10 protein-coding genes are annotated in these 11,060 nt (G+C 73.1%); 2 read left to right on the top strand and 8 right to left on the bottom strand.

All coding sequences use genetic code 11. The features are described from left to right. Positions 1-134: 134 nt before the first annotated feature. Positions 135-1,688 carry a serine hydrolase gene (locus ACFXA3_RS21375; RefSeq protein WP_385188912.1) on the top strand — a complete coding sequence of 518 codons (1,554 nt, stop codon included), beginning with the start codon at positions 135-137 and terminating at the stop codon, positions 1,686-1,688. A gap of 18 nt (positions 1,689-1,706) precedes the next feature. Then, positions 1,707-2,666 carry a pseudouridine synthase gene (locus tag ACFXA3_RS21370; RefSeq protein WP_385188910.1) on the top strand — a complete coding sequence of 320 codons (960 nt, stop codon included), beginning with the start codon at positions 1,707-1,709 and terminating at the stop codon, positions 2,664-2,666. 61 nt (positions 2,667-2,727) lie between these two features. On the opposite strand, the gene ACFXA3_RS21365 is transcribed toward ACFXA3_RS21370, so the two are convergent. The 8 genes from ACFXA3_RS21365 to ACFXA3_RS21330 form a co-directional block, all read right to left on the bottom strand. Next, a complete protein-coding gene (locus ACFXA3_RS21365) occupies positions 2,728-5,580 on the bottom strand; it encodes a DEAD/DEAH box helicase (RefSeq protein ID WP_385188908.1) in 2,853 nt (950 codons plus the stop codon). A gap of 49 nt (positions 5,581-5,629) precedes the next feature. After that, positions 5,630-6,550: a diacylglycerol kinase gene (locus tag ACFXA3_RS21360; RefSeq protein WP_385188906.1), complete on the bottom strand. Its 921-nt coding sequence runs from the start codon at positions 6,548-6,550 to the stop codon at positions 5,630-5,632. Between the two features lie 17 nt (positions 6,551-6,567). Continuing rightward, positions 6,568-7,533, bottom strand: coding sequence for a twin-arginine translocase subunit TatC (gene tatC, locus ACFXA3_RS21355; RefSeq protein ID WP_385188905.1), 966 nt, complete (start codon positions 7,531-7,533; stop codon positions 6,568-6,570). 65 nt (positions 7,534-7,598) lie between these two features. Beyond that, entirely contained in the window at positions 7,599-7,895 is a 297-nt protein-coding gene (gene tatA / locus ACFXA3_RS21350; protein ID WP_385188903.1) for a Sec-independent protein translocase subunit TatA, read from the bottom strand. 236 nt (positions 7,896-8,131) lie between these two features. Beyond that, entirely contained in the window at positions 8,132-8,332 is a 201-nt protein-coding gene (locus ACFXA3_RS21345; protein WP_385188901.1) for a hypothetical protein, read from the bottom strand. 26 nt (positions 8,333-8,358) lie between these two features. Next, positions 8,359-8,631 carry a hypothetical protein gene (locus tag ACFXA3_RS21340; RefSeq protein ID WP_385188899.1) on the bottom strand — a complete coding sequence of 91 codons (273 nt, stop codon included), beginning with the start codon at positions 8,629-8,631 and terminating at the stop codon, positions 8,359-8,361. 132 nt (positions 8,632-8,763) lie between these two features. Next, on the bottom strand, positions 8,764-9,732 hold the full coding sequence (locus ACFXA3_RS21335; protein WP_385188897.1) for a helix-turn-helix transcriptional regulator: 969 nt from the start codon (positions 9,730-9,732) through the stop codon (positions 8,764-8,766). Between the two features lie 128 nt (positions 9,733-9,860). Continuing rightward, positions 9,861-10,817 (bottom strand): helix-turn-helix transcriptional regulator, encoded by a 957-nt coding sequence (locus tag ACFXA3_RS21330; protein WP_385188895.1) that lies wholly within the window; start codon positions 10,815-10,817, stop codon positions 9,861-9,863. Between the last annotated feature and the right edge of the window lie 243 nt (positions 10,818-11,060).

Below are 11,060 nucleotides of genomic sequence, written 5' to 3'. Positions count from 1 at the left end.
GCGGGCCATCCGGGCCGAGGGCACCGCCGGGGTTTGGCCCTAACCGCAACCCGCGGCCTGCCCCGGGCGGGGGGCCCGCCCGGGCCCCCGCGCCCCGCGGGGCGGAGCCACCCGTTCGGCGTCACAATGGCGGCATGCGCACGCTCCGCACGCTCGGCGCAGCCGGTGCCGCCGCCCTGCTCGCCGCGACGGCCGCGACCGGCGCGGCAGCCGCGGCCGCCGCGCCCAGCCCGCCGCCCGCACCGAAGCCGCAGATCACGGACGCCGACGTGGACGCCGCTCTGGCACGCCTGCCCGGGTTCGTCACCGACAGCATGCGCAGCACCGGCGTCCCCGGGATCTCCGTCGCGGTCGTCCACCGCGACAAGGTCGTCTTCCTCGAGGGTTTCGGCGTCCGCCGCACCGGCGAGAGCGCCACGGTCGACCCCGACACCGTCTTCCAGATCGCCTCGCTGTCCAAGCCGGTCTCCTCCACCGTCGTGGCCGGCACCCTGAAGGACCCCGCCGACTGGAACCGGCACACCGAGCTCCCCGGGTTCGCCCTCAAGGACCCCTGGGTCACCGGCCACGTCACCACCGCCGACCTGTTCTCCCACCGCAGCGGCCTGCCCGACCACGCCGGGGACCTGCTCGAAGACCTCGGCTACGACCAGGCGTACATCCTCGGCCACCTGCGCCTGGAGCCCCTCTCCCCCTTCCGCGCGAGCTACGCGTACACCAACTTCGGCTTCACCGCGGCCGCCGAGGCCGTCGCCCGGGCCCACGGCACCAGCTGGCAGAAACTCGCCGCGGACACCCTCTTCAAGCCCGCCGGCATGACGCACACCAGCACCGAGTTCTCCGCCTTCGCGCACGCCCCCGACCACGCCGCCACCCACGTCAAGAACCCGGACGGCACCTGGTCCCCGCGCTACGTACGCGACCCGGACGCGCAGGCCCCGGCCGGCGGGGTGAGCTCCAGCGCCTCCGACATGGCCCGCTGGCTGCGGCTCCAGCTGGCCGGCGGCACCCTCGACGGCAAGCGGATCGTCCCCGCCGACACCCTCGCCGTCACGCACCTGCCGCAGATCCTGTCGCAGGCACCGACCCCGCCCCTGAACCACACCGGCTTCTACGGCCTCGGCTGGAACGTCTCGTACGACGACGCCGGCCGGCTGCGCCTGAGCCACTCCGGCGCCTTCGACCTCGGCGCCAACACCAACGTCACCATGCTCCCGCTGGAGCAGCTCGGCATCGTCGTCCTCACCAACGGCGCCCCGGTCGGCGTGGCCGATGCCATCGCCGAGGACTTCTTCGACACCGCCGAGCACGGCGGGCCGACCACCGCCTGGCTGCCCCTGTTCGCCGAGCTCTACGCCCGGGCGGACGACACCGGCCGCTCCGCCACCGACTACGCCCACCCGCCCGCGGGGGCGAAGCCGGCCCGCGCCGACGGCGCGTACACCGGAACGTACGACAACCCGTACTACGGCAAACTGACCGTCACGCCCGACGGCAGCGGCGGCCTCACCCTCTCCCTCGGCCCGAAACCGATGCGCTTCCCGCTCACCCACTACGACGGCGACACCTTCAGCTACGTGACCGCCGGCGAGAACGCGGTGGGCCGCACCGGGGTGTTCTTCAAGGACGGCACGGTCCGCATCGAGTACCTCGACGGCGAACACCTGGGGACCTTCACCCGGCAGTAGGCGCATAGCCTGGACCCGATGAGACGCCGAACCCAGCCACCCCCCTCACCCCTGCCCCAGGTCGCCGGCATCGACCCGGTCCGGCTGCGGCTGCCCGCCGACCCCGACGGGCGCTGGCCCGGCCTCGGCGACTACCTCGCCGCGCGCTACGCCGGCACCCGGGGCGCCGAATCCATCGGCCGGCTGCTGCGCGCGGGGCGGGTGTTCGGCCCCGGCGGGCGGGTCCTGCACCCGCAGGACCCGTACGAACCGGGCGCCTACCTCTGGTTCCACCGGGACATGGAACCGGAACCGGTGGTGCCGTTCCCGATCCGCGTCGTCCACCGGGACGCACACCTGCTGGTCGTGGACAAACCGCACTTCCTGGCCACCACCCCGCGCGGCAGCCACATCACCCAGACCGCCCTGGCCCGGCTGCGCACCGAGCTCGGCCTGCCCGAGCTCAGTCCGGCGCACCGGCTGGACCGGCTGACCGCCGGACTGGTGATGTTCAGCATCCGCCCCGAGGACCGCGGCGCCTACCAACTGCTCTTCCAGGAGCGGCGGGTCGTCAAGCGGTACGAGGCCGTCGCCCGCCACGACCCGGCGCTCGCCCTGCCCCGCACGGTCCGCAGCCACATCGACAAGACCCGCGGGGTGATCGCCGCGACCGAGGTCCCGGACGCCGAACCGAACGCCGAGACCCTCGTCGAACTGCTGGGCACCGAAGGGGAACTGGGCCGCTACCGGCTGACCCCGCACACCGGCCGCACCCACCAGCTGCGGGTGCACATGAACGGCCTCGGCCTGCCGATCCTCGGCGACCCGGTGTACCCGCAGGTCACCGACCCGGCCCCGGACGACTACCGGCGCCCGCTGCAACTCCTCGCCCGCACCGTGTCGTTCACCGACCCCGTCACCGGCACGCCGCGCCGCTTCGAGAGCGGCCTGACCCTGCGGGCCTGGGAGGACCTCACGGCCTGGGAAGCCGGCGCGTAGAGCGCGCCGGCGGTGGTCCCGCGAAGACCACCGCCGGCCCTGGCACCGACCCGTACCGGTCCTAGCCGACCGAGCTGTAGGCCACGACACCGCGCAGCAGTGCGTCGACGGCCTTGCGGGCGTTGCGGGCCACCGTGCTGCCGCCCTGCGAGGACGGCGGCGCGGAGGACGCCGGAGCCGCGGCCGCGATCTGCCCGAGCACGTCGATGACCTGCTTGCACCAGCGCACGAAGTCACCGGCCGGCATCTCCGCCTCCCGCAGCACCTCGTCCAGGCTCTTGTCGGAGGCCCACTGGTAGGCCGCCCACGCGAAGCCGAGGTCCGGCTCGCGCTGGCCCACGCCCTCCGCCTGGTTGATCCGGTGCTCCTCCTCCAGCGCGTCGAGCCGGCCCCAGATGCGGACCATCTCGCCCAGCGCGGCCTTCGCCGCGCCACCGGGCACCTTCGGCGCCACCGCATCGTCGGACTGCCGCGCCTCGAACACCAGCGCCGAGACGCAGGCGGCCAGTTCGGCCGGGGTCAGGCCTTCCCAGACCCCCGCGCGCAGGCACTCGGACGCCAGCAGGTCCAGCTCCCCGTACAGCCGGGCGAGCCGCTTGCCGTGCACGGTGACCTCGTCCTCGCGCAGGTAGTCCAGCTCGGTGAGCAGCGCGTGGATCCGGTCGAAGGTGCGGGCGATGGTGTTCGTCCGCCCCTCGATGCGCCGCTCCAGCTGCTGGGTGTCCCGCTTGAGCCGGTGGTAGCGCTCGGCCCAGCGGGCGTGGTCCTCCCGCTCGTCGCAGCCGTGGCAGGGGTGCGCCCGCAGTGCGGCGCGCAGCCGGGTGATCTCGCGGTCGTCGGCGGCCGCGGCCCGGCCGCGCCCCCGGCGCTCCGGCGTGATGTGCCCCGCCTTGGCGCGCAGTTGGGACGCCAGGTCGCGGCGGGACTGCGGCGAGCGCGCGTTGAACGTCTTCGGGATCCGCATCCGCTCGATGGCCTCGACCGGGACCGGGAAGTCGATCGCGGCGAGCCGCTTGACCTGCCGCTCCGCGGTCAGCACCAGCGGGCGCGGGCCCTCGGCCCACTCCTGGCCCCGGTGCCCGTGGACCCGCCCGGCCGGCACGCCCGGGTCCAGGACCAGCGCGAGCCCGGCGAACTTGCCGGTCGGCACGTGGATGATGTCGCCCGGCTTGAGCTTCTCCAGCGAACCGGCCGCCTGGGCCCGGCGCTGGGCCGCGCCCTGCTTGGCCAGGTCCGTCTCGCGGTCCTTCAGGTCGCGGCGCAGCTGCGCGTACTCCTCGAAGTTCCCGAGGTGGCAGGTCATGCCCTCCCGGTAGCCCTCCAGGCCCTCCTCGTTGCGCTGCACCTGCCGGGAGATCCCGACGACCGAGCGGTCGGCCTGGAACTGCGCGAAGGAGGTCTCCAGCAGCTCGCGCGAGCGGTGCCGCCCGAACTGCTGGACCAGGTTCACCGCCATGTTGTACGAGGGCTTGAAGCTGGAGCGCAGCGGATACGTACGGGTACCGGCGAGCCCGGCGAGCGCCGCCGGGTCCATGCCCCGCTGCCAGAGCACCACCGCGTGGCCCTCGACGTCGATGCCGCGGCGCCCGGCCCGGCCGGTGAGCTGCGTGTACTCGCCGGGGGTGATGTCGGCGTGCTGCTCGCCGTTCCACTTGACCAGCTTCTCCAGGATCACCGTGCGCGCCGGCATGTTGATGCCCAGCGCGAGGGTCTCGGTGGCGAAGACGGCCTTGACGAGGCCGCGGACGAACAGCTCCTCCACGACCTCCTTGAAGGTCGGCAGCATGCCGGCGTGGTGCGCGGCGATGCCCCGCTCCAGGCCTTCCAGCCACTCGTAGTACCCCAGGACGTGCAGGTCCTCGGCGGGGATGGAGGCGGTCCGCTCCTCGACGATCTCGCGCACCTTCAGGCGCGCGGAGTCGTCGTTGAGCCGCAGGCCCGCGAACAGGCACTGCTGGACGGCGGCCTCGCAGCCGGCCCGGCTGAAGATGAAGTTGATGGCGGGCAGCAGCCCGTCCCCGTCGAGCCGGGCGATGACCTCGGGGCGGCTGGGCGTCCAGATCCGGCCGCGCGAGCGCCGCTCGCGCTCGCGGTCGGCCTCGCGGACCATCTTGCCGCGGCGCCGGTCCTTCGGGCTGTACGTGCGGGTGTTCTCCTCGCGCGCCATCCGCAGCAGGTCGGGGTTGACCTCGCGGCGCGCGGAGCCGCGGCCTCCGTGGTCGGACTCCTCCTCGAACAGGTCGTGGATCCGGCGGCCGGCCATGACGTGCTGCCACAGCGGGACGGGCCGCTCCTCGGAGACGATCACTTCGGTGTCGCCGCGCACGGTGTCGAGCCAGTCGCCGAACTCCTCGGCGTTGGACACCGTCGCCGACAGGGACACCAGGGTGACCGACTCGGGGAGGTGGATGATCACTTCCTCCCAGACGGCTCCGCGGAACCGGTCGGAGAGGTAGTGCACCTCGTCCATCACGACGTAGCCGAGGCCGATCAGCGACTGCGAGCCCGCGTACAGCATGTTGCGGAGCACCTCGGTGGTCATCACGACCACGGGCGCATCGGAGTTGACGCTGTTGTCGCCGGTCAGCAGGCCCACCTTGTCGGCGCCGTAGCGCTTGACGAGGTCGGCGTACTTCTGGTTCGACAGGGCCTTGATGGGCGTCGTGTAGAAGCACTTGCGGCCCTGACGCAGGGCCAGGTGCACGGCGAACTCGCCGACGATGGTCTTGCCCGAGCCGGTCGGGGCGGCGACCAGCACGCCCTTGCCGGCCTCCAGTGCCTTGCAGGCGTCGACCTGGTAGGAGTCCAGGTCGAATTCGTACATCTCCCGGAAGGGGGCCAGCGCGGAGGCCTCTTCGGCGGCGCGGATCCGGGCAGCGGCGTACCGCTCGGCGGGTGAGAGTTCTTCGGTCATCTTGCTCTCGAGCCTACCCGCCGCCTCTGACAACAGTCGCGATCTTTATCTACACCAGCAGCCGCAGGGCCCCCGGTACGCACGCGGCGGTCACGGGCAGCGGCCCCAGCGGCTCGCCGTCCGCGTAGGCGGTGATCCCGGCGGCCTCCAGCGTGACCTTCGAGGCCCGGTGGACCGTCACCGCGGGGTGGCTCAGATGGGTCCCCTTGTACACCCGGGGGAAGACCTTGAGCAGGGTGGCGCGGCTGCAGTCGCCCACGACGACGACGTCGAAGAGCCCGTCGTCGGGGACGGCTCCGGCGCAGATCCGCATGCCGCCGCCGTACGAGGACCCGTTTCCCACGGCCACCAGGGTGGCCTCGGTCTCGATCACCGGGCCGTCGTCGAGGGTGATCCGGTACGGGAAGGGCCGGAACGAGGCCAGCTCCGCGAGCATCGCCAGGTCGTACTTGAACCGGCCGGCCGGCAGCCGCATCCGGTTGCCGCGGTCGTTGACCCGCGAATCGAATCCGGAGCACAGCACGGTCCCGTACCAGGCCCCGCCGCCGGCCCCGCCGTCCGCGGCCCCCGGCGCGGTCACCCGCCCGAGGTCGATCTCGCGGAACCGGCCCTCCTTGAGCGCCTCGGCGGCCAGCCGGCCGGCCCGCGCGGGCTCCCGTACGGGCAGTCCCACGGCCCGCGCGAAGTCGTTGCCGGTGCCCACGGCGACCACCCCGAGCGGTACGAGCGTCCCCGCCAGCGCCTGCAGGGCCAGGGAGACCATACCGTCGCCGCCGACGGCGATCACCGCCCCGGTGCCCTCGCGGACGGCGGTGCGCAGCCGGGCCAGCGCGTCCCCGGCATCGGCGCCGAGGACCGTCCGTACGGAGAATCCGGCGGCCCGGAGCGCGGAAGCGGCCGGCTGCGCGGCGTGCGCGCCCCGGCCGCGTCCCGCGGTGGGATTGACGAACAGGGTGATCTCAGCGCTCACCCACCGGAATGTACCTGTCAGGTGGCGTCGTCGTAACCGTTGATCTGCCGGCGTCCGCCGTCGGCCTGCTCGGGCAGCGCGGCCGGGGCCTGGACGGGCTCCATCTCGCCGATCGGAGCGGGCGTGAGGTCCAGCTCGGAGGCCTCGTCGTCGTCGAGCAGTGCGTCGGGGTTGCCGCGGCTCCGCCTGCGGTCGTTGACCAGGCAGATCCCGAGGGCGATGAAGTAGAGGGCGACGATCGGCGCGGCCAGCGACAGCATGGTCAGCGGGTCACCGGTGGGCGTGGCGAACGCGGCGAAGATCGTGATGCCCAGCACCATGGCCCGCCACCAGCTCGCCAGCCGCTTCGCGGTGAGGATCCCGGTGAAGTTCAGCAGGATCAGCAGCAGCGGCAGCTCGAAGGCGAGACCGAAGACCACGACCATGCGGGTCACCAGGTCGAGGTAGTCGTCGACCGGCAGCAGGTTGCGCGCGTTCTCGGGGGTGAACTCGAGGAGGATCGTCGCGGTCTGCGGCAGCAGGTTGTACGCGAGCACCGCACCGGCGCCGAACAGAGGGGCGCCGACGGCGACGAAGCCCATCGCGTAGCGCTTCTCGTGGTTGTGCAGGCCCGGGGCGACGAAGGCCCAGAGCTGGTAGAGCCACACCGGCGCGGAGAGCACCACACCGGCGGTCAGCGAGACCTTGAGGGCGATCGAGAACGGGGCGATGAGGCCGTTCACGGTCATGTCGGCGCAGGGCCGGCCGTTGCGCTGCGAGACCACCCCGTCGGTGCAGCCGACGGAGTCCAGCATCGGCTTCAGCATGAAGTCGATGAGGTTCTTGTAGTAGAAAGCCGCCACGATGGTGATCACGAGGATCGCCAGGACCGACTTCAGCAGACGGTTTCTCAGCTCACGCAGGTGCTCGACAAGAGGCATGCGCCCTTCGGCGTCCTTGGCCTGCTTGCTTTGCTTCTCCTGCTTGCGGGCAGACTTGAGCAACCCACGTCCCTTGTCTCGTTGCAGATGACCGGCGTGATCGGGGCCGCGGACCGGCGGCCGGGCGATCAGCCCTGGGTGGAGTGGTTCGGCTCGCTGACGGGACGGGCGCTGGTCACGTCACCGGGAGCGGCCTTGATGGTGCGCGGGGCCGCGGTCTGCTGCGGGGCCTGGTCGGCGACCGTGGCGGCGCCGGCGTTGTCGTCCGCCGCGCTCTCCGCCTTCATCGCCTTGGCCTCGCTCTTGAGGATGCGCGCCGACTTGCCGAGGGAGCGCGCCATGTCGGGGAGCTTCTTGGCACCGAACAGCAGGAAGATCACGGCGATGATCAGGAGGATCTCAAGAGGCTTCAGATTGCCGATCATGTCTGACTTCCTTCTCGCCGAAACGGCTGGTTGTAGTGGCGGGCGGCTCGGGCCAGGGACGCGAACCGCTCAGGAAAGGATCGTAACCCCCGGGGGTTAACGCCCGGCAATCCCCCGGGGTACCACGCCTTGCGCGCGGCTGCGACCGACGGTACGGGCAGCGGCCCGCACTTTCCAGAGACGTGCGGGCCACGGGCCCGTCGCCCGCGCGCCGGGCTCCCCCGCGCGCCCGCAGGTCACGGCCGGGCGGCCCCGCCCGCACGCGCCAGGTCCGACGCGGCGCGCTCCAGGTCCACCGAGGCGTCCGTGATCCGCCGGCCGGCCAGCTCGACCTGGCCCGCGAGCCGCCGCACCTCCACGGCGACCCGTACGGCAAGGACGGCGAGGACGGCGAGCCCGAGGAAACCCAGGGCGATCGCGAGCATGGGCCACAGCATGGGTCGAGCCTAGGCCACCGGGTCCCTCAGATGCTGCGCAGGGTGCTCACGCCGCCGCCGGTCAGCAGTTCCACGATGCGCTCACCGGCCGGTTTGCGGACGGCGGCCCCGCACTCGGGGCAGGTGAAGGAGTAGAAGGTGGTCCGCCGGCTCCCGCCGATCACCAGCCGCAGCGCCGCGGCGTCGAGCTCGAACCGGGCCCGGCAGTCGGAACAGGCCGCCTTGAAGGAGACCGGTCCGACCGTGGACGACCGTCCCGGCGGCCCCGCGGCGGCATGCACACCCCGTGACCCAGACATTGGCGACATCGCCCGGCGCTCCCCTCAGCCCATTCATTTCGGACGGCACGGCTCCCGCACGGCACGGCACGTACCGCGCGGCCCCGCCGCTTCCCCTGGTCCAGCCGGTTCAGCCCGGTCCGCCGTACCCGTTCAGCCCGTTTCGCCGTACCCGGCGAGCGCCTCCCGGGCCGCCTGCCGCGCACTGTCGGCCAGCTCCAGGGGGGCGACGATCCGTCCCTCGCGGCCCAGCCGCAGCGCGAGGCGGCGCAGCGAGGCCGGGTCGGGGCTGCGCAGCGTGATCCGCAGGCCGCCGTCGGACAGTTCCTCGGCGCTGTCGTGCGGGTAGTACTCGGCGACCCAGCGGCCGCCCGGCCCCACCTCGACCACGACCTCCGGGTCCTCGGCGGCCGGCTGGACGAGCCCCTCGGACAGGTCCCGCGGTTCGATGGCGGGCGGCTCGGCCCGCTCGTCGAGCAGCCGGATCTCGGCCACCCGGTCCAGCCGGAAGGTGCGCCGGGCCTCGGAGAGGTGGCACCAGCCCTCCATGTACGTGTGGCCGACCGCGAACAGCCGGATCGGGTCGACCTTGCGCTCGGTCAGCTCGTCGCGTGCCGGCGAGTAGTAGCGCAGCCACAGCCGGCGGCGCTCCGCGATGGCCCGGTCGACGTCCGCGAAGACCCCGCCCTCGGCCTCGAAGGTCACCGACAGCCGGGAGCTGGCCCCGGCGGCCTCGCCCGCGGCCGCCTCCAGCTTCGCGGTGGCCCGCAGCAGCGCGTCCCGGTCGCTCTCGCGCAGCCCGGGCAGGGTGGCCACGGCGCGGGCGGCGACCAGCAGCGCGGTCGCCTCGTCGGCGGCGAGGCGCAGCGGCTCGGCGGTGGACTCCCCCGACGCGTCGGGGTTGCGCCACCAGATGCGCTCCCCGTCGGTGTCGATGTCGAGCAGGTCCCCGCCGCGGAAGCTGGTCCCGCACATGGGCAGCACGTCGAGGTCGGAGATCAGCTCGTCCTCGGTGATCCCGAAGGCGCGGGCGACGTCGGCGACGTGCGCCCCGGGGCGCTCGCGCAGGTAGGTCACCAGGGACAGCATCCGGCGGGTCTGGTCGATGGCGTTGGCAGCCATGCTGGTACGTCTCCCCCTCAGGGCACGTCTTGCGAACGGTGCGGTTGTGCGGTGGTTGCGGATCGTGCGGCGGCCGCCGCGGGCCCGGCCCGTCGGGGTCCGGCCCCTCGGGCCCGGCCCGGTCGGTCTCAGCCCTTGGCCACGGCGCGCAGCCGGTCCACGACGTCCGCCCGCAGGTCGGCGGGTTCCACGACGACCACGTCCGGCCCGAACTCGACCAGCCAGGCGTCCAGCCCGTGCCCGTACGGGATCTCCAGCTCGTCCCAGCCCTCCCCGCCCTCGCGCACGGCGGTGGCCTTGGCCCGCAGCGGGTACCCGGCACCGCTGCGCAGCCGGATCAGCGCGGAGCGGTCCGCGCTCTCCCCGGCCCAGCTCGCCACCGTCTCCCGCACGGTGACCACGTCCGGGACCTCGGCGGTGTACCGGCCGGCCCGGGAGCGGACCTTGCCGGTGATCCGGGAGAGGCGGAACACCCGCTCCGCCCCGCGGTCGCGGTCGTAGCCGGCCAGGTACCAGTGGCCGCGCCAGCACTCCAGCGCCCACGGCTCCACCTGGCGGGCCTCGGGACGGGCTGCGGTGGACTTGCGGTAGTCGAAGACCACCGGCCGGCGGTCACGGCAGGCCAGCATCAGCGGTTCGAAGGCCGCCTCGTGGACGGGGATGCGGGGCTCGATGGCGCTGTGCTGGCCCTCGTACGGGTCCCCCGCCTCCGGCATCCCGCCGGCGCGCAGCTTCTGCAGGGCGCCGCTGGCGGCTCCCGCGAGGCGGGCCTGCTGCCAGACCTTGGCCGCGAGCCCCAGGGCGGCGGCCTCCTCGGCGTCGAGGGAGACGGGCGGCAGCCGGTTGCTGTCGCGGCGGGCGAGGTAGCCGGTCTCGCCCTCCAGGTTCTCCACCGTCTCGATGACCAGGCCGAGTTCGCGCAGATCGTCCTTGTCCCGCTCGAACATCCGGTTGAACGACTCGTCGTTGCCGGCTTCCATGTACGCCTCGATGGAGCCGCGCAGCTCGCGCTTGCTCAGCGGCCGACGGGTCCCCAGCAGACACAGCGCCAGATTCATCAGCCGCTCGGCCTTGGCAATCGCCATCGACGCCCTTCCGCCCTTCTCCGCTTACACGTTGTACGCCCCGCACGACACACGACACGTCCGGACACGACACGTCCGGGCGCACGAGGCACACGTCCGTGACCGTTGACCGTACCGCCCCGGCGCGCCCCGGCAAAAGCGAGGGCCCCCCCCCGGCCGCGGGGGGGCGGCGGGCGGTGACCCAAAAAGGGGTGTGTGCCCCCCCAACGGGCGCACAGAAATAAAAATAGAACCCCCCCGGGT

This window comes from Streptomyces sp. NPDC059456 (assembly GCF_042750055.1).
Taxonomy (GTDB): Bacteria; Actinomycetota; Actinomycetes; order Streptomycetales; family Streptomycetaceae; genus Streptomyces.
Note: the sequence above shows the minus strand (reverse complement) of the source record. Positions and strands in the feature narration are given on the sequence as shown.

Bases quoted from the DNA above. Each gene is read 5' to 3' on its own strand.
- ACFXA3_RS21340 (WP_385188899.1), bottom strand. From the start codon at position 8,631: ATGTCTGGGTCACGGGGTGTGCATGCCGCCGCGGGGCCGCCGGGACGG.
- ACFXA3_RS21375 (WP_385188912.1), top strand. From the start codon at position 135: ATGCGCACGCTCCGCACGCTCGGCGCAGCCGGTGCCGCCGCCCTGCTC.
- ACFXA3_RS21330 (WP_385188895.1), bottom strand. From the start codon at position 10,817: ATGGCGATTGCCAAGGCCGAGCGGCTGATGAATCTGGCGCTGTGTCTG.
- ACFXA3_RS21335 (WP_385188897.1), bottom strand. From the start codon at position 9,732: ATGGCTGCCAACGCCATCGACCAGACCCGCCGGATGCTGTCCCTGGTG.
- ACFXA3_RS21370 (WP_385188910.1), top strand. From the start codon at position 1,707: ATGAGACGCCGAACCCAGCCACCCCCCTCACCCCTGCCCCAGGTCGCC.
- ACFXA3_RS21365 (WP_385188908.1), bottom strand. From the start codon at position 5,580: ATGACCGAAGAACTCTCACCCGCCGAGCGGTACGCCGCTGCCCGGATC.
- ACFXA3_RS21345 (WP_385188901.1), bottom strand. From the start codon at position 8,332: ATGCTGTGGCCCATGCTCGCGATCGCCCTGGGTTTCCTCGGGCTCGCC.
- tatA (WP_385188903.1), bottom strand. From the start codon at position 7,895: ATGATCGGCAATCTGAAGCCTCTTGAGATCCTCCTGATCATCGCCGTG.